We start from the raw sequence: 18,846 nt of genomic DNA on the forward strand, positions 1-18,846 counted from the left end.
GGGCAATCTCAGCCCGCGGGCCGGGGTTCCGGCCTGACGCCGGACACGCCCATCCTCCCCTAAAATGCCTTCCGGCCGAACACGCTGCCCCACGAGGAACCGCGCTCACGCGCGGCGGCCGGGTCCACCCAGGCCAGCACCACCCGGCCCATATCCCAGGCCAGAGAGCGCGCAATAAGCCCCGACGGGTCCGCCGGATTGCGTTCCTTGATAGAAAAGAGATAAAAATCGTGCACCTGGCGGGCTTCCATCATGCCGCCCTGGGCCAGGGACCAGAGCTGCGTGCCGGTCTTCACGTCATACACTTCAATCGCCAGGGACAGGGAGCTGTCGCCGCCGCTGCCGCCGTCCATATAGTGATTGATATAGCCGCCCACCAGAAGTTCCGCGCCGCGCTGCCGGGCCAGGGCCAGAGCGCGCGAGCGTTCAAAGGGACCGGCTTCGGGCGCGTATTCCAGGGCCTCGAAGGCATTGAGCGAAAGCCAGATCTGCCAGACCTGGCGCGAAAGCAGGTCGCTGAAGGTCACGGCATTGGTGATCTGCTGCACGGCGCGCAGGGGCACGAAAAGCGCGCGTGGGCGGTGCCCGGCCGGACCGAGCGGGGACACATAGACGGCGGGCGGCTGACGGCGCACGAAATTGTCGATCTGGATCTGGAAAGGCGTGCTGAAATCTCCGGCCAGGGAGATGGAGGAACGGCTGTCGTCCGGGGTGCTGGCGCAACCGGCGGCAAAAGCCAGAACCAGGGCCAGGACCGGGAGCAGGCCCGGCAGCCAGGGGCATACGCGCCGCGGCAACGATTTCATTGCGGTTTCTCCGAGGCTAGGCGCGCCTTCTGAATCGAGGCGAGCAATTTTTCCCGCGCGTCGCGCAGGTTGTCGTAGAGGGCAAGGCGTCTGTCGGCCGACAGGCGGCAGAAATCCGCCGTGCGGGTCATGTCGGCAAGGTGCGCCATGGCCTGCGCCAGTTCCGCCAGTTGGCGCGCCTCCGGTCCGGCCAGGGGCACGCTTCTGCCGGCAAGTTCCGCCAGATGCCCCAGCTCCTCGGCCTGGGCACGGATGCCCTCGGGCCGGATCGCCGCGCCATATTTCCGACGTTTGCGAAATTCATGCCAGAGAAAGCGGATTCGTCGCCACAACCGGGCCATGCCCATTGCCTCAGGATTGGACCGCGTACAGCAGTTGAAGGATCATGGGCCCCATCACCATGCAGACTGGCACAAAACCCAGCAGGGTCTGCGGCCAGTTCAGGCGCAGGGCCGCGCGGCAGCCCACGGCCATGCAGGCGAGGCCCCAGACCATGCCCGCCAGGGAGCCCAGCGCAGGAATGACGCAGAGCAGCGCCGGGGCCGAACTGTAGACCATGACCTGGAAAACCAGGGGAAAGCTGGCCCGGTCCGGCGCCACGAAACGGTAGGCCAGATGGGTCAGGCCGCTGAAAACATAGAGTTGCAGAACCAGCATGGCCGTGCGCAGCAGCAGGGTCATAGCCAGATTGCTCTGTGGGGCCAGGAGAGCCAGCATTTTTTCCAGCTGCGGGTCCGTGGCCGCGCTGGGGGCCATGATCGCCAGCAGTATGCCGCCCCAGAAACGCTCCACCACCGTCTGCACCACGCAGATAATAAGGTAGAAGCACAGGGCCCGCAGTTGCGGCGCTTCCGGGTTGAGCGAGCCGAAAAAGCGCGGCGCGGCGAACATGACCCGCATGACCGTCTGATAAAAGGAAGCCAGCCAGCCGTCATGTCCGGGTGCCGTCTCCCAGGGATTGGCCTCATAGTCATGCTCCGCATGGGGGTCCGCATCCCGCTCCGGCTCCCGCAGGCGGGCGGCCTCACGGGCATAGGCCCGGCTGGCAGTCCGGCGGATGTCCTCTTCCTCCTCCTGTTCCGGCGCGGCATCCGGGCGGTCGGCGAAGGCGCCGCCGTCTTCGCTTCGCGGCTCCCGGCGCTTGCCCTCCGCTTCGCTCGCGGCGCGCTCAGGCTCTTCTTCCCGTACTTGGCGGCCCGGCACAATGGCGCCGGGCGGCAGGGGATCATCCTGCCCTGCCGAGCCCGCCGTGGTCCCGTCGCGTGGCGCGGGCGCGTCAAGGGTTTCCAGCACCCCGTCCTCGGGCGAAAAGCGGAAGCGGCAGGCGCATTTGGGACAGGTGGCAATGACAGCGCGCGCGGGCAGGCGGTCGGCGGGCAGTTCTCGGCTGAAGCCGCACTGCGGGCAGGTAATATTCACTACTGGCTCCTCTCGCGCCGCCCGGATTCCGAAGAACGGCGGCACATCTCAATAGAGCATTTAACGCTTGGAAATGCTCCAGACGCTTGAAGACCGGAAAGCGCGCTTCCCGGAGGCCGCCACGCGGCCGAATGTACCTTCTCTATTAGCCGCAGGCAGGCGTGCTGGCAAGTCCGCCACGGACGTGCCCGAAGCCGGTCGACCCGGCCATGGCCGCTTTCGGCACGGCAAAGCCCAAAAAATTCCTCGGTCCGCATTTTCGCCTTGACAAGTTTTTGGGAATGCGGGTAAGCAGAACTATAGTCAACTAGTCATATATATGAATTTATCCGGCCACGCGTATTCCGATAAGCGCCGCGCACAAGGAAGCCGTATGCAATACCATGAGCCATCCCTCCAATCCCGGCACAATCCCGACAATCACCTGCCCGCCTATGCCAGAATCAGCCAGAGCCTGCGCCGCCAGATAGAAAGCAAGGCCTGGCAGCCGGGCGACCTGATCCCCACGGAAAGCCGGTTGTCCAAAGAGTACGGCGTCAGCATCGGCACCGTGCGCAAGGCCTTGCAGGAGCTGGTCATTGCCGGTTTTCTCTACCGGGTGCAGGGCAAGGGAACCTATGTGGCGGGCAGCTTCATCCGCAGCAAAGACCACCGTTTCTACCGCACCCACGCCGCCTTCGGCGAACCTGATCCGGAACGGCGCTTCACTTTTCTGCGCTCTTCCACGGAACCGGGGCAGGACTTCATCTGCCGCTATCTGCAACTGGAGGAAGGCACGCCCCTGCTCAAGCTGGAACGGCTCATTTCCATTGACGACCGGCCCTTTGTGCTGGTGCATTCCTATTTCGAGGCCGCGCGCTTTCCGGAACTGGCGCGCACGGACCCGCGCCGCTTTGAAAGCGAGGCCCTGACCCTGATCATTGAAGAGGATTACGGCACGCCCACCATGTCGGCCAGTGAATTGTGCTGCGCCGCCACCGCCTTGCCGGAAGTGGCCGCTGTGCTGCAACTGCCTGAAAACTCCCCTGTTCTTTTTCTTGAAATGCTTTCCTGCTCCTACAACGAGATACCCTATGAATACCGGCAGAGTTTCTGCGTCCCCGGCAGAAAGCTCTCCCGCTCCTACTGAAATTTCACGCCTGTACTGCCGTAACAGGCGTGGAGGCCGCAGCGCAAAAAATGCGATTTTGCGCTCCCCCCGCCGCCGCTGGCGGCGCTCCACGGCCCAACCCGCAGGGAGGATACAGCATGCAGCCTCATGACTTGGGAAAACGGCTTTTTACATTTGCCGTTATTGCTGATTCACATCTCAATCAGGATGAATTGGACTGCAATTCGCCCTTCCCGGTCAACAAGCTGGCCAACAGGCGCATGCGCCATGTGGTCCGCGATCTGAACCGGCGGGATGTGGCCTTTGTGGTCCATCTGGGCGACCTGATCCACCCGGTTCCCGCCGTCAAGGAGCTGTATGCCGGAGCGGCCGCGCGTTTTCACGCCCAGGTCAGGGAACTGAACGCCCCCCTCCACCTCACCCCCGGCAACCACGACATCGGCGACAAACCCATGCCCTGGGCCCCGGCGGGCTCCATTACGGAAGACTATATCCGGCTCTGGCGGGAGACTTTCGGCGACGACTATTATTCCTTTGACCACAACGGCATCCATATGGTGGTCATCAACGCGCAGTTGATGAACAGCGGCCTGCCCGCCGAAGCGGAGCAGAAACGCTGGCTGGAGGACGACCTTCTTGCCCACGCCGGACAACGGATTTTCATCTGCACCCATTACCCGCCCTTTCTCTGCGAAACGGACGAGGCCGAGCATTACGACAATATCGCGGAGCCGGAGCGCGGCCGGCTGCTTGAGCTGATGGCCCGTTGCGGCGTGGAAGGCCTGTTCGCCGGGCACGTCCATAATTTCTGGTACCTGAACGAAGGCGCCACCAGGCATTATCTCCTGCCCTCCACTTCCTTTGTGCGCCAGGACTACAGCGAAATGTTCAAGGCCCCGCCCGCCCTGGAGGAAACCGAAGCCGGGCGCAATGACGCGGCCAAGCTGGGCTATTTTCTGGTGCACGTGCACGAGCGCGGGCACCTCTGTGAAATGGTCCGGACCTACGGCGCGTGCGCGGCCCCGGACGACCCGCTGGAAACGCCGCCCATGAGCGTGACTCCGGTCGCGCCCGCCCGCAACCGTTACGCGGCCCTGGGCTTTGATCTGCGCCAGAGCTGGGCCGAAGCCGTGGGCATCCCGCCCAGCGGCGCGCTGGATGAATTCGACAGAAAGCAGGTCCGCAACGACTACCCCCTGCTGGCGCTCTGGGAAATGGGCGTGCGCCATCTGCGCATCCCCCTTCAGGACCTGCGCAACGCCGAGGCCCGGCGGCGCATACGCGGCCTTCTGCCGATGGGGCAGACCTTCACCCTCTATTCCTACGGCCTGCCCACGCCGCGCGACGCAAAGCTCATTCTGGACAACGCCGCCCTGCTCTCCGGCTGGGAAATCAGCTTCCGTGAGCAGGAACTGGCGCGGCTTGCCGCCGGGCTACGCGAATTGCGACGCGAACTGAAGCTGCCCATCCTGCTCAGCCGGATGTGGGAGCATGAGGACAACCGCGCGCCTGACGGCCGCTATTTTCACGTCATGAACCACGGATTCACCGCGGGAGACGCGGGCAGAATCGCCCGCTTGGCCGCGCTCCGGGGGCTGGAAGGCATCGGGCTGGTATTCCGGGCCATGAGCCACGACGACCTCCCCACCCTCACGGCCTTTGCCCACAAAACCTGTGCCGCGCGCGGTCTGCCCGCCTCCCTGCATCTGCGCCTGACCGGCTTCAATCCGGCCGGGGCAATGCGCGACGACACATGGGCGGCGCAGCGCACGGCCGAGGCCCTGTTCTGCGCCGCGGGCACGGGCGTCACGGTTTTTGCCGACGCCCTTACGGATATCGACCGGGGCTATTTCGTGCGCAACGGCGTGCTGGACCAGACCTGCAATCCCCGGCGGGCCGCCGGGGTCATCGGCCATCTGCACGCCGCGCTCAACGAAGGCCGGGGAGACATCGGCCCTGTGGAGGAAATGGAAGCCAAGGGCCGCTGGCTCCGGACCCGCCAAAACGGCGAGAGCATCGCCCTGTACATGGCCGGTCCCGACGCCGTGGGCGCGCCCCTGTCCATCCCGCCGGAACTCTTCACCTCCACGGCGGCGGTGACGGCGGTGGATCTGGACAGCGGCTTCAAATTCCCGGCCGGAGAACTCCGCCCCGTGGCCGAGGGCCTGTATTTTTTGCGAGGACATTAATCCGTTCTCAATGTGCACGGAAGCCATCCCCGGAATGAACCGGGGGGTGGATCAGAATAAAACCAGCCGTAAAGGAGAACCGTCATGTCGCACCGATTCACACGCATTCTGGCTTTAGCCCTGCTGGCTCTCTGTTTCACGGGCACGGCCCATGCCGAATACCCCAAGGGCCCCATTTCCATCATCTGCCCCTTCGGCGCGGGCGGCGCGGGCGATCTGGCGGCCCGCATTCTGGCCAACGCCGTCAAGAACGACTTCGCCAAGCCCGTGGTCGTGGTCAACAAACCCGGCGCGGCCGGTGTGCTGGGCACCACCGTGGCCTTTCGCAGCAAGCCCGACGGCCAGACCCTGCTCATCGGACGCGTTGCCAACGCCGCCATCATCCCGGCGCTGAACAAGACCATTCAGTACAAGTGGGACAGCTTTGTCTTTCTGGGCCTGCTGGATCTTAATCCCCTGGTGGTCGTGGTCCACAAGGATTCGCCCTACAAGACGCTGCGGGACCTGGCCGACGCCGTCAAGGCCAATCCCGGCAAGCTGACCTTCAGCACGGCCGGAGCCCTGAACATTCAGGAAATCGCCTCCTATATGCTGCTGCACGCCGTAGGCCTGGGCAAGGACGGCGCGGTGAGCGTGCCCTTCCAGAGCGACGCGGCGGGCAAGAACGCCATTCTGGGCGGGCATGTGGACTTCGGGGCCATCAACCTGGCGGCGGCCTTTGACCAGCTCGGCGAAGGCGGCAAGCTGCGCGCCCTGGCCGTGACCACGGCCAAGCGCCTGCCCAAGTATCCGGATATTCCCACCGTGCGCGAGGCCGGTTTCCCTGAACTGGAAAACATTTTGGGCTGGAACGCCCTGTACGGCATCAAGGGCTTGCCCCAGGAGGCCGTGGACAAGTGGGCACAGGCCCTGCAGGCCGTCAAGACCAACAAGGAGTGGCTGGAGCCCACGGAAAACATGGGAGCCATCCCCGATATTCTGTCCCCGGCCGAAACCGAAGCCTTTGTGCGGGCCCAGGTGCAGAAGTTCGAACAACTGGGGCAGGCCCTGGGCCTGGTCATCCGGTAACATACCTTTCACGGCGGGAAATTTCCGGCCTGACCTCTTCCGACATATTCCGGACGCCGCGCGGGGAGGAGCCCCTCCCCGCCGCCAAGGAGGCCATATGCACGCGACAGTACGGCAAGATCTGATCCTGGGGCTGACGCTCACGGCATTTTTCTGCATGGTCTATTTCGTACTTATCCCTCTGGGCATCGAGGTTCCCCATTCCCATGACCCCGGCCAGCTTTCCCCGGCGGCCTATCCTTCCTGGATCGCCCTGGCGGGACTGGGCGCCTCGCTGCTGCTCACGGCCAACACAATCCTGAAGCATTTACGGCTGCGCCGCGCCGCCGCGCCACCCGCAAGCCTGGACAAAGCCGGGCCCCGGAGTTGGGGCGCATTGATTCATACCCTTCTGGCCTTCGGGCTGCTCTTTCTCTTTTACTTCTTCATTGACGACGTGGGCATGGTGCTGGGCAGTTTTATTCTGTACGCGGCCTTTGCCCGGCTCTGCGGCGAACGCAACTGGCTGCGCCTGCTGCTGACGGACTGCATCCTTACCGCCGCGCTTTACGTCTTTTTCGTCCGCATCGCCGCCGTGCCCGTTCCTTTGGGCATTCTGCAATCCTTCCTCTGAAAACCGGCGCACCTCGCTCCGGCACGGTGTACTGTCACAAAGGTTCCATCGCTCCGCTCTGAATTCAGTATACTCCGCGCCGCAAAACAGCATACGGCACACGACAACCATCAGTGTAAACAGCTTTAGGGACTGCTTCCAAATTGTGGAGTTTTGCCTTTCCAGAGAGGGAAATAGGCTTTTTACAAAAAAAATGTATTCCCAATGGCACTCGCTTCAACCGTTGCACCGAAGTTGGAAGGCAAAAGAACCGATTTAGCAACAGTCCCCAGGAGACGCCCATGCTTGAAGCACTGCAACAAGGACTGCACCTCATCGCCTCCGTGGAAAACATCCTCGCCCTGTTCGGCGGCATGCTCGGCGGCGTGATCATCGGAGCCCTGCCCGGACTGACCGGGGCCATGGCCGTGACTCTGGCCCTGCCCTTCACCTTTTACATGCCTCCCATCACCTCCCTGATGCTTTTGCTGGGCATCTACAAGGGCTCCATGTACGGAGGCTCCATTTCCGCCATCCTGATCCGCACGCCGGGCACGGCGGCGGCCGCCTGCACCGTGCTGGACGGCTATCCCCTGGCCCGGCAGGGCAAGGCGGGACAGGCCCTGTACATGGCCTTGTACTCCTCCTGCTTCGCGGACATGGTGTCCAATCTGGCCCTGATTTTCTGCACCGGCATGATCGCCAGCTTCGCCCTGCGCTTCGGACCGGCGGAATTCTTTTCCCTGATCTGCTTTTCCCTGACCATTGTGGCCGGGCTGTCCGGCGCGTCCCTGCTCAAGGGGCTCATCTCGGCCTGTTTCGGCCTGCTGCTGGCCAGCGTGGGCATGGACATCGTCTTCGGCACCGGCAGGATGACCTTCAACGACGTGAATCTGATGGCGGGCTTCAGCTTCATTCCCCTGCTCATCGGCCTTTTCGCCATCCCCGAAATCATCAAGGCCACCTCGCCGACCCCGCCGCCCGCCATCCAGGCGGACATGGGGCACAGCCGCCTGACCTGGGCGGATTTCAAACGCTGCTTCACCTCCATTTTCCGGGGCAGCCTCATCGGCGTGGTCATGGGGGCCATTCCCGGCATCGGCGGCGCGCCCGCAGCCTATCTCTCCTACAGCGAGGCCCGCCGCTACTCCAAACGCGCGGCCAATTTCGGCAAGGGCGAACTGGAAGGCATCGCCGCCGCCGAGTCCGGGAACAACGGCGTCTGCGGAGCCACCCTGATTCCCCTGCTCTCGCTGGGCGTGCCCGGCGACATCGTCACGGCCGTGATGCTCGGCGCGTTCATGATGCACAACATCACGCCCGGCCCTCTGCTCTTCGAAGAAAATCTGCCCCTGGTGTACGCGCTCTACTTCGGCATCATCCTGAGTTCTCTCTTTCTGCTGATCTCCGGCTTTTTCTGCCTGCGCGGTGCCGACAAGATCACCAGAGCGCCCCGAATGGTCCTGTTTCCGGCCATCCTCTGCATCTGCCTGTTCGGCGCGTTCTCCATCAACAACAACGCCTTCGACATCCTGGTGCTGCTCTGCATGGGCCTGGTGAGCATGTACATGGGCAAAAACCACATCGCGGAAGCGCCCTTTCTGGTGGCCTTCATCCTCGGCCCGCTCTTTGAGGACAATCTGCGCCGCTCCCTGCTCATTTCCCACGGCGATGTCGGCATTCTCTGGAGCACGCCCATTTGCTGGTTCTTCATCGCCCTGACCGCGCTCTCCCTGTTCATCACCCTGCGCAAGGAATGGCTGGAACGGAAAAAGAGCCCGGACCCCGTCGAACCGCCCAATGAGGAGTAAACGAGGACAAAGCCCGCTTGACAGCTCCGAGGGCTATGGATACATTCTTCTCACTCAAGGGGAGTAACTAGGTTCCCGAAACCTGGACGGCATCAACAGCATGACCTTATTGGTCTGGTGCCGTCGTCGGCCACGCCGATCAGTGAGACCTTGGCAGCAATGCCAGGGTCTTTTTTTGTTTTCCGGCCCGCGCCCCGGACCGTACATCTTTTGCCCAAGGAGACGCCATGTCACTCCGCGCTCTGCGCCCCTACATTCTGGCGATAGTGCTCACATTGCCGGGTCTGGCCCTGCGTTTCGCGCATCCCGACCTTTCACCGATCTGGGTGGCCGTGCTTTCGGGCATAGCTATTCTGGGGGCTTCCTTCCTGCTGACCTGGGCCTGTGAAGTGGCCCAGCTGGACATCCCCCAGGCCGTGGCCGTGGCCGTGGTGGCCTTTATCGCCGTGCTGCCGGAATACGCGGTGGACATGTACTTCACCTGGATGGCGGGCCAGCACCCGGAAAGCGCCTATTCCCACTACGCCATCGCCAACATGACCGGGGCCAACCGGCTGCTCATCGGCGTGGGCTGGTCGGCCATCGTGCTGATTTTCGCCGGGCGCTACCATTCGGCCGTGGCCCTGCACGACGACAAGCGCACGGACGTGCTTTTTCTGGGACTGGCGACCCTCTACGCCCTGCTGATCCCGCTCAAGGGCTCGTTGACCTGGGTGGACGGCGTGGTTTTTCTGGCCATTTACGCCTGGTACATCTGGATCATCGCCCGCCGTCCCTGCGAGGAGGAGCAACCCGAAGGCCCGGCCGCCGTGCTGGCCCAATTGCCCAAGAAGAGGCGGCTGCGGACCGTGATCGCCATTTTCCTCTTCGCCGCCCTGGTGATTCTCTGCAATGCCGAACCGTTCAGCGAAAGCCTGGTGGCCAGTGGCAAGCTGCTGGGCGTCAATGAATTCCTGCTGGTGCAGTGGCTTGCGCCCATCGCCTCGGAAGCGCCGGAATTCATCGTGGCCCTGATGTTCGCCTTCCGGGGCAACGCCGGACTGGCCCTGGGCAGCCTGCTCTCCTCCAAGCTCAATCAGTGGACCCTGCTGGTGGGCATGATCCCCGGCGTGTACGCGGTGTCCTCGGGCGGACTTTCTCCTTCCATAAACCTTGACACTCACCAGTTCCAGGAAATATTACTGACCGCCGGGCAGTCCATCTTCGCGGTGGCCCTGCTGCTGGATCTGCGTCTGCACGTGCGTGAGGCCTTCTGGCTGCTGGTGCTCTTCGCGGCCCAGTTGTTGTCGCCCTTGTACGACGCACAGTTGGAAGCTATGCTGGGCCTGGCACACGACCCGTTGCGCCTGCATTATTTCTACGCCCAGGTCTATCTGTCCCTGGCCGCGATACTGATGATCAAGAACTGGCGCAAGGTCTGGCAGTTGCGCCTGGGATTCAAAGTTTAAGGAGAGAGGTTCGGCATTTGGCCCCCCCCTCCTTTAAATATACATGGAGGATGCGCCATGCCGCATGCTTTTTCCCATATCCGGGCCATCCCGCCGGCAGCGGCGGGATGGCTGCTGATCCTTCTGCTGGCCTGCGCCTGCATCCCGGCGGCTTTCTCGCCCGCCGGGGCGGCCGAGGAAACGCCGCCTCCGGCTGATTCCGCCGCGCCGGACACCGAGGACAGCGGGCCCGAGCAAGCCGTCTACCCCGATGTGCTCAATGAGCACATCCAGCGCGGCGGCAACGGCAATCCGGCGGTCAGTCTTTATTATCCGGTGCTGCATCAGACCGCCGTGGACGAGGCCATTCGCCGCTGGGCCACGGACGTGGCCGACGCCTATGAAAAAGAGGTCGGCAAAGCCGACGGCCCGGACGGAGAAAAGCCGAGCAGCTACGGCATGTGGGATCTCACCGGCCTGTTTGAGCTCACGCGCCCGTCGGAAGGCGTGGTCAGCGTGACCTTCAGTGTCTACAGCTATACCGGCGGCGCGCACGGCAACCTGGAAATCACCTGTCTGAATTATGACCTGCGCACGGGACGGCGTCTGGACTTGGCGGACCTGTTCAAGGATCCGGAAAAGGCCCTGCAACTGATGTCCTCCTGGTCCCAAAAAGAGCTCGCCCGCAGCTTGGGCGAAGATACGGACGAGGACATGATCCGGGACGGCGTGGCCCCGGATCTGCGCAATTTCGCCAATCTGACCCTGACGCCGCAGGGACTGCGCATTGAGTTCCAGCCCTATCAGGTCGCGCCTTGGGCCGCCGGGCCGCAGCGCGTGGACATGCCTCTGGCGGAACTGGCCGCCGCCGGTCCCGAAGCCCGGATCTGGCCCCAGGCCCCTGTTGCAAAGTAACGCAACGTTGAAAAGTTGCTTTACTCCGGCAACCGCAAAAGCAGACGCCCGCGCCCGAAGCCAAGGTGCCTTTAGCCGTTCGTGAGCAAAGCGAGCGTTGCCTTAGCTGTAGGCGCCGCAGGAGCCGTAACGGATAAGGACAGCATCGCTACGGATAAAGAGAGCAATGATGGACCGCGTTTCCATCACGCGTCAGCCGTTGCCGCCGGGCGGCTTGGGATGACGACAGCAACGATAGGATAAGGGCGGCGCAGACGTCGAGAATGGTAATTCTCAAAGTTAATCTGCTCTAAAAGACTGACATGGAGTCCGGCCTGTCAGGTCGGACTCCATCCGGATGAGGTCAGTATCCATGCCTCGCGTATTGTATTGTCTCCTGACGGGACTGCTTCTCTGTCTTCCGGCCGTAACGGCTCTGGCCCTGCCCGGCGCGGATGCGTTAAACGGGCCGCTCCTCGCGGCCTCCCGGACTTCAGTGGACGAAGCGGCGATCGGAGCGACGGACGGCCCGGCCGCCGGAGATTCCTCCGGCAAGGAAGCCGCGGCGGCTGAAATTTCCGGCTCGCGGCGACCCGGCGTCATCGACCATCTCCTGCAGCGCCCTCTGCCGGACGGCCCGGCGGGACACCCCAGAGCCGCTGAAATCAACATCAACTATCCTTCACTGGGCCGCAGCGACATTGACGCGGACATCCGTCAATGGGTCACGGGCATTGCCGACGCCTTCGAGGAACACCTTGACATCAACGCCTTCGGCCTGCCCAGCACGGAACAAAGCGGCGAGAGCGGCCCGGCTTTTGAGCTCTGGGGTTCCTACAGCGTGTCCTGGCCGTCCGACGCGGCCGTGAGCATCACTTTTGAGATCTGGAATTATACCGGCGGCGCGCACGGCAACCTGGACATCATGACTCTCAATTACAGCCTGATCACAGGCCAGCGCCTGGGCCTGGTAGACCTGTTCGAAACGCCGGAAACAGCCCTCAACCTGATGTCCGCCTGGTCCCGCCAGGAACTGGCCCGCCGCTTCGGCGCGGGCCGCCCGGCCCAGATGCTCAAAGACGGCACTGAGCCCCTGGTGGAGAACTTCTCCAGCCTGACCCTCACGCCCGAAGGCATTTGCATCAACTTCCAGCCCTATCAGGTCGCACCCTGGGCCGCCGGTGTGCAGAAGGTCAACATGCCTCTGGAGGAACTGCTCCAGGCCCGTCCCCTCCTGGCCCTCTGGGGCCGCTGAACACGCCTGCCGTCACCGGAAAATTCTTCCCCGCTTCTTTTTTGTCCCCCTTAAACACAGTTTATTCATAAGGAATACCATGACCACATTATTGCAGGATATTCTGGCTCACAATCGGGCCGTTACGGAGAAAGAGGGTGAAGCCCGACGCGCGGCGGCCGTGGCTCTGAAAAAGACTCCGCACAGGCGCTGCGCCATCTTTACCTGCATGGACGCCCGCCTGGTGGAAATGGTGGAACCCGCCCTGGGCATCCGACGCGGCGACGCCGTGGTGCTGCGCAACGCCGGCAACATCATCGGCACGCTTGAGGGCACCATGATCATCAGCCTGCTGGTGGCTGTCTTCATGCAAAATATTGAGGAGATCATAGTGGTGGGACACGAGGACTGCGGCTTTACCCACGCCTCCTCGGCGGTGCTGCTGGACAAGATGCGCCGACGCGGCATCGGCGAGGAAGCCGTGGAAACCATGCGCGGCCCTCTGGAAACCTATCTGGATCCGCACACCGATCCGGAACAAAATGTCCGCCGCGTGGTGCAGCTGCTCCGCACCCACCCGGCCTTTCCGCCGGACATCGTGGTGCACGGCCTGCTGATGCAGCCGGCCAGCGGCAGCGTGCGGCTGGTGGTTGACGGCTCGCGCGACTAGCACTTACGGCTTGAAATACTCCACTCCCCACCGCGTTTGCCCGCCTGCCGCAAAGCCGCCTTTTTCCGTACAGCGGCGTTGCAAAAAAAATTGACCTTGCGGTATGTTCACGGCAACAGGGCAGACGCATCTAAAAAGTCTTTATTCCCCGATAGATCGGGGAACGAACAAAAAAGAGGCGAGGGTCTGTTAACACTATAGAATTTTTGTTCGCCTGCAAGGAAGATAAACCTGCTTTGAGGGAGTGTACTCTTCTGGTACTCGACCGAAAAAGCAGGTGAAATCTGACGCGGCAGGAGGGCAAAAAGGCATAGCGTTAACAGGCCCGAAGCCACCTTTGCTCCGCCGGAGCAAAGCGCAGGCGGATGGCTGGCGCCGGGAGAATCCTAAAAAATGCGCTGGCCGTTGCCGCGCCAGCGGCTTGCTTGAGCCGTTCACGGCGAAGCAGTGTTACGGATCAAGACAGCACCGCTACGGCTAAAGCACAGCTTCGTCCGGTTTCTCCTTTGCGCCTTGCTGCCCGAAAAAATTCAGCTTTTCGCGGACGGCGTTTTAATGAGGGCCAAGCCCAGATTTTTGAGCTTTTCCTGCAACAGCGCCGCCTTGGCCGGGCCGATGCCCGGCAGGGCGCGCAATTCCTCCAGACTCGCCGCGCGCATGGCCTCCACGCTGCCGAACGTTTCCCAGAGCAGCCGCGCCGTGGCCGGACCGATGCCCGGCAGGCGCATGAGCTCTCCGGAAAGCGCGGCCCCCTGGCGCGCCCGGCGGTGGCGGCCGATGGCGAAGCGATGAGTGGCGTCGCGCACATTCTGCAAAAAGAGCAATTCCGGTCCACCCTCGCGCAGGGGCAAGGGATTGGCCCGGCCCGGCACAAAAATCCTATCCGCCACGTTGCCCGCCCGGCGGTCGGCCTGGCCGCGCTCGTCACGGGCCTTGGCAATGGCCGCCAGGCTGAACAGGCCGGTTTGCCCGGCATCAGCCAGGGCCCGCTCCACCACGGCCAATTGTCCCCGGCCGCCGTCGATCAGCAAAAGATCCGGCCAGGGCGGGCCGCTCTCCAGCCGCCGCGCCACCCAGGCGTGCAGCGTGGCGTAATCGTCGCCGCTGTCCGGCATGGCATAGGTACGGTAATCCGGGCGGCTGGGCTGGCCGTCCGTGAATACCACCAGCCCCACTCTGGTCTGCCGGCCGCCGGTGTGGGACACGTCCACGCATTCAATGCGTTGCGGCGGCCCGGCCAGATGCAGGGCTTTGGCCAGCCGCTCCAGAATGGATTGGCCGTCCTGATTCCGGCGGCGACGAGCCTCTTCGCGGGCATTGGACTGCGCCAGATCAATGAGCTGATTATCCGAGGCGTTCTGGGGGGCCACAATGCGTACCGGTCCTCCCCGGCGGTCGGCCAGGGCCTGCTCCAGCAAAGCCTTGCCGCTGGGGGCACCCTGCGCCGAATCCCCGCCCAGTGCGGTCGCATCCGGCTCCGATACGACAGACGATGCGCCGGACTCCGCTGATTCCGCATCAGGCGAAGCAGGCCCTTCTTCCCTCTCGTCCGCCTCCCATTCCAGTTCCGGCGGCAGCCAGGGCAGGAGTATGCGCGGCGGGGGCGTGACCTGGCTGTAATACTGGCTGACAAAGGAACTCAGCAATTCCGGCGCGTCCTCAAACGTCAGGCCCGGCCAGTAAAAAGCCCGGCCGTCGGTGACCGCCCCGCTTCGCACAAAAGCAATGCCCAGAGCCAGGCCTTTGTCCGCCGGGAACAGGCCCACGGCGTCCATATCGCCGCCGCCGGGCAAAACCGCGGCCTGGCGCTCCACCGTGCGCTCCACGGCCCGGATCTGATCGCGCAAGGTCGCGGCCTTTTCAAATTCCAGGTTCTCGGCGGCCTGCTCCATTTCCGCGCGCAGGCCGCGCAGCAGAGGTTCGGACCGGCCTTGCAGCAATTCGTAGACCTTGTGCACCGCCTCATGATAGGCCGCAGGCGTGATCAGGTCCATGCAGGGGGCCGGACACTGGCCCATGTGGTGGTACAGGCAGGGCCGCACCCTGTTTTTCATGGCCCGGTCCGAACAGCGGCGCAGCGGAAAGGCGCGGTGAATCAGCTTCCAGGTTTCCCGCGCTGAAAGAGCGGAGGTGAACGGCCCGAAATAACGCGCGCCGTCGCGACGGGCCCGGCGCACGACCTCCAGGCGCGGGAAGGGATGCTTGAGGTTGAGCCGGAAGAGCACATACTGCTTGTCGTCGCGCAGAACGATATTGTAGTGCGGACGGTGCTTCTTGATCAGGCTTGCCTCAAGCAGCAAAGCTTCTTTTTCCGTGGTGGTGGTCAGATATTCCATGCTGACCGCATGGGCCAGCATGGCCCTGGTCTTGGCGGGAAGCCCCTCGGGCCGGAAATATGACAGCACGCGACGCCGCAGAATGCGGGCCTTGCCCACATAGATGATCCGGCCCCGGCTGTCCTTGTACAGGTACACGCCGGGCGTGAGCGGTATGGTGGAAGGGTCGGGCTTTTGCACGCAATGGTTGTACCGGAAGGGCGTGTGGCTGCCAAGCCCCTCCGCTCCACCGGCGCAAAAAGGGAGCCCGAAGGCTCCCTTTTTCAAGACAGACTGAACCGCTTACGCTTAGAAAGCGTACACGAAGCTCAAGTTGACGTTCCACGGGTCGCGTTCCTGGTCGCTCTTGCCGTTCATGGCGCTACGGCCCCAAGTGGACTTGGAGTGGTCTATCCAGGTGGCCAGGTAAGCGGCGTCCAGCATAATGGTGAAGTTTTCGTACATCTTGTATTCGTTGGTCAGGCCGATTTCCAGGGCGCTGTCCTCGGTGGTCATGTACAGCGGATCCATGCCCAGGCCCTGCATGTTGGGACCGGTGACGCCGTTAACAGCACCGCTAATGCCATTATAGCCACGAGCATCGTTACCCGAGAGGTACTTGGCCATCTTGGGAGCGTTGGTGCCGCCGATGTAGTTCACGCGCAGGGTGTGCTTGAGGTCTTCCACAAAGCTCACGTCCTTCACGCGGGCGCCGATGCCCCAGGTGCCGGCCATGCTGTAGCCCAGGATGCCTTCACGGGCGATATAGGGGTTGCCGTTGAAGGCGAAGTTGGAGAAGCCGTTGTTGTTGTTGTTCACGCTGAGCGAAGGCATGCGCTCGGAACCGTTGGCCGGATTGTCGTCATCGCCGGAACCGTACCAACCGTACAGGCCCGGAATACCCCAATCCATCTTGTATTCGAAGAGCAGGGAGGCCAGCCAGCCGGAGCGGTTCAGGCGGCTGTCGTCATACTGCGCGTCGCCGTAGTTGAAATCCCAAGCGATGCGGAAGGGATCCCACATGGTCACTTCGCCGGTCAGGCCGGCCCACCAGGCAGTGCCGTAGCTGTTCAGGCGCTTGGCGGCGTTGGTGCCGTCCTTGTGCATGGCGCCGCCCGCCGGGAACATGCCTGCGGCGGCATACTTGTTGGAGGTGCCGGACACGTTGAAATAGTCGCGGTCATAAGGATCAGCAGCGGTACCCTTGCCAGTCTGCGACGCAAAGGCGTTGGGACCGATGCCGGCCATCATGCCCCAGGGGGTCACTTTCACGCCGTCAAAGGACAGGGGCAGCAGCAGGGCGAAAACGTCCACATTGTCCATGTAGTTGGACTGATAGTTATCGCCATGGACGGTGTCATTCCAGCCGGTAAAGTTGTCGTTCCAGGGGCGAGCCCAGAAAGCGGTAAGGCCCACGTTTTCATTGAACTGGTAGCTGGCCACCACGCCGGCAACGTCGTCATTGAAGACGTTGCTGCCGGTGGTCATGCTGGGCAGGGCGATGCCCTGGATGCCCATGCGCACCTTCAGGTCGGTCTGGGGCACCATCCAGTCAATGTAGGCATTCTTCAGCTTCACCACATCGGCGTTGTCAGCGCCAAGGGCGCCGCCGGTGCTGTTCTGGCCCCAAGTCTGGGCGCCGATTTCAAAGAACACGGTGCCGGACAGGGACTCGGAAGCCACGGCGTCCAACTGCAAGCGCACACGCTGCTTGGCTTCGAATTCGTCCTCGCCCTTGTACGACTTGTTGGCCTTGTTGAAGCCGGTCATGCCGTTGCCGCCGGTAAAGCCGCCGTTCTGGCCAAAAGCATATGCCTCAGTTAATCATTTGAAATAAAATGATTAAAATAAAAATAAAGTAAAAATACCCGCAATTCTACCAACAGCGTTTCTGAAAAAAGGCCGGTCCGCATTATGGCGCACCGGCCCCGCGCGTCCTGGTTATTTCGGGCAGAGCGCCGCACGTCGATGTTCGGCTATCCGCCGATTATCCCGCATTTTTCTTTTGTGAAGCGCCAAACGCATGTCTTCAAGGTAGGCGGCGTGGTGCCGTTCTTTATAGGACACGCGCAGGTGGTCGAGATAATCCGCCCATTCCTGCATCATTTTTTTGCGCTCCGGCAGATAACGGGCATGGTTATAGGAGGCGCGCACGCTGTTTTTCTCGCAATGGGCCAACTGGCGTTCGATCCAGTCGCTGTTGTAGCCCCGCTCGTTGAGCAGGGTGGAGGCCATGGAACGGAAACCGTGGAATGACATCCTCTCCCTGTCATAGCCCAACCTGCGGATAGCGCTCACCAGCGTGATATTGCAGATTCTGTCCTGTCCGCCGTGCAGGCCGGAAAAGAGAAAACGGCTGTTGCCGCCGTAGGTTCGCAATTGCTCCAGAAGAGCCACGACCTGGCGGGCCAGAGGCACGATATGCGCCACGCGGGTTTTCATCCGTTCGGCGGGGATGCGCCATTCCGCTCCGGGCAGGTCGAACTCCCGCCACTGGGCCCCAGCCAGTTCGTTGGCTCGGACAAAGACATAGGGAGCCATTTGCAACGCGCATTTAACGGGAAAGGTGCCCCAGTAGGCGTCAATGGCGCAGAGCAGCCGTCCGATTTCACCGGGTTCGGTCAGGGCGGCGAGGTGCCGGGTGCGCATGGGTCGCAGCGCGCCGCGCAGATCGGCGGCCACATCACGCTCGGCCCGGCCTGTGGCAACGGCATAGCGGAAAATGCGTCCGCACTCGGACAACAGCCTGTGCGCCGTGACCACGGAGCGGCGTTCCACGCCGCGCAACATATCCAGCAATTCCGGAGGGCTGATGTGCTTGATGGGACGCGCGCCCAAGGCGGGGATCAGAACCTGCGTGACGTGCCCCACAATGGCGGCGGCGGTGCGCGGAGCCCACTGGCCGGAAAATTTGTCCAGCCAGTCGCGCGCCACGGCTTCCAGGGTATTGCGGGAAACGGCCAGGGCTTCGGCTTTGGCCGCCCGCTTCGCCGCGCTGGGATCAATGTGTTCCAGCAGCAGTTTTTTGGCCGCTTCCCGGCGTTCCCGGGCCTCCCGCAGACTGAGTTCGGGCCAGGGGCCGATGACCAGCAGTTTCTGGCGGCCCAGATAGCGGTAGGCCAGCCGCCAGGATTTCCCGCCCTTGGGCGAGACGTACAAAAAAAGCCCGCCCCCGTCAGCGAGCTTTTGGGCCTTGCCGTTGCCGGTGACGGCGCGGACGGCTTTTTCCGTGAGTTTCATGCTTCCTCCTTGGCGGCTGGATGCCGCCAAGGAGGAAATCGGCAAAAAACGGGGAGGTACGGGGCGGCTC

At 62.9% G+C, this 18,846-nt stretch carries 15 protein-coding genes; 9 read left to right on the plus strand and 6 right to left on the minus strand.

Annotated features, from left to right (window positions below; translation table 11 throughout):
* Positions 1-59: 59 nt before the first annotated feature.
* The 3 genes from AXF13_RS10480 to AXF13_RS10490 are packed head-to-tail and all read right to left on the minus strand — an operon-like array spanning position 60 to position 2,225.
* Complete coding sequence (locus AXF13_RS10480) at positions 60-806, minus strand: hypothetical protein (RefSeq protein ID WP_008681714.1); 747 nt, start codon at positions 804-806, stop codon at positions 60-62.
* Positions 803-1,147, minus strand: coding sequence for a hypothetical protein (locus tag AXF13_RS10485; RefSeq protein ID WP_062253119.1), 345 nt, complete (start codon positions 1,145-1,147; stop codon positions 803-805). The genes AXF13_RS10480 and AXF13_RS10485 overlap by 4 nt, the downstream gene beginning before the upstream one ends.
* 10 nt (positions 1,148-1,157) lie before the next feature.
* On the minus strand, positions 1,158-2,225 hold the full coding sequence (locus AXF13_RS10490) for a zinc-ribbon domain-containing protein (RefSeq protein ID WP_062253121.1): 1,068 nt from the start codon (positions 2,223-2,225) through the stop codon (positions 1,158-1,160).
* A gap of 373 nt (positions 2,226-2,598) precedes the next feature.
* Between AXF13_RS10490 and AXF13_RS10495 the strand changes: the two genes are divergently transcribed.
* The 9 genes from AXF13_RS10495 to AXF13_RS10535 all read left to right on the plus strand — a co-directional run bounded on the left by AXF13_RS10495 (position 2,599) and on the right by AXF13_RS10535 (position 13,221).
* On the plus strand, positions 2,599-3,354 hold the full coding sequence (locus tag AXF13_RS10495; RefSeq protein ID WP_062253122.1) for a GntR family transcriptional regulator: 756 nt from the start codon (positions 2,599-2,601) through the stop codon (positions 3,352-3,354).
* A gap of 119 nt (positions 3,355-3,473) precedes the next feature.
* Entirely contained in the window at positions 3,474-5,525 is a 2,052-nt protein-coding gene (locus AXF13_RS10500; RefSeq protein WP_062253124.1) for a metallophosphoesterase family protein, read from the plus strand.
* 84 nt (positions 5,526-5,609) lie between these two features.
* Entirely contained in the window at positions 5,610-6,593 is a 984-nt protein-coding gene (locus tag AXF13_RS10505; RefSeq protein WP_062253126.1) for a tripartite tricarboxylate transporter substrate binding protein, read from the plus strand.
* A gap of 97 nt (positions 6,594-6,690) precedes the next feature.
* A complete protein-coding gene (locus AXF13_RS10510; RefSeq protein WP_062253128.1) occupies positions 6,691-7,206 on the plus strand; it encodes a tripartite tricarboxylate transporter TctB family protein in 516 nt (171 codons plus the stop codon).
* Between the two features lie 281 nt (positions 7,207-7,487).
* Positions 7,488-8,996 (plus strand): tripartite tricarboxylate transporter permease, encoded by a 1,509-nt coding sequence (locus tag AXF13_RS10515; RefSeq protein WP_062253130.1) that lies wholly within the window; start codon positions 7,488-7,490, stop codon positions 8,994-8,996.
* Between the two features lie 227 nt (positions 8,997-9,223).
* Entirely contained in the window at positions 9,224-10,444 is a 1,221-nt protein-coding gene (locus AXF13_RS10520) for a sodium:calcium antiporter (RefSeq protein WP_062253132.1), read from the plus strand.
* 57 nt (positions 10,445-10,501) lie between these two features.
* Positions 10,502-11,338 (plus strand): DUF3298 and DUF4163 domain-containing protein, encoded by an 837-nt coding sequence (locus AXF13_RS10525; RefSeq protein ID WP_062253135.1) that lies wholly within the window; start codon positions 10,502-10,504, stop codon positions 11,336-11,338.
* Between the two features lie 352 nt (positions 11,339-11,690).
* Complete coding sequence (locus tag AXF13_RS10530) at positions 11,691-12,572, plus strand: DUF3298 and DUF4163 domain-containing protein (RefSeq protein WP_062253136.1); 882 nt, start codon at positions 11,691-11,693, stop codon at positions 12,570-12,572.
* 79 nt (positions 12,573-12,651) lie between these two features.
* Positions 12,652-13,221: a beta-class carbonic anhydrase gene (locus AXF13_RS10535; RefSeq protein ID WP_062253138.1), complete on the plus strand. Its 570-nt coding sequence runs from the start codon at positions 12,652-12,654 to the stop codon at positions 13,219-13,221.
* Positions 13,222-13,751: 530 nt separating this feature from the next.
* On the opposite strand, the gene uvrC is transcribed toward AXF13_RS10535, so the two are convergent.
* The 3 genes from uvrC to AXF13_RS10550 all read right to left on the minus strand — a co-directional run bounded on the left by uvrC (position 13,752) and on the right by AXF13_RS10550 (position 18,776).
* On the minus strand, positions 13,752-15,737 hold the full coding sequence (gene uvrC, locus AXF13_RS10540; RefSeq protein ID WP_062253140.1) for an excinuclease ABC subunit UvrC: 1,986 nt from the start codon (positions 15,735-15,737) through the stop codon (positions 13,752-13,754).
* 108 nt (positions 15,738-15,845) lie between these two features.
* On the minus strand, positions 15,846-17,306 hold the full coding sequence (locus AXF13_RS10545) for an outer membrane homotrimeric porin (RefSeq protein ID WP_223299905.1): 1,461 nt from the start codon (positions 17,304-17,306) through the stop codon (positions 15,846-15,848).
* Positions 17,307-17,477: 171 nt separating this feature from the next.
* Positions 17,478-18,776, minus strand: a complete 1,299-nt coding sequence (locus AXF13_RS10550; protein ID WP_062253142.1) for a tyrosine-type recombinase/integrase — start codon at positions 18,774-18,776, stop codon at positions 17,478-17,480.
* Between the last annotated feature and the right edge of the window lie 70 nt (positions 18,777-18,846).

The sequence above is a fragment of the Desulfovibrio fairfieldensis genome, from assembly GCF_001553605.1.
GTDB classification, from domain to species: Bacteria; Desulfobacterota; Desulfovibrionia; order Desulfovibrionales; family Desulfovibrionaceae; genus Desulfovibrio; species Desulfovibrio fairfieldensis.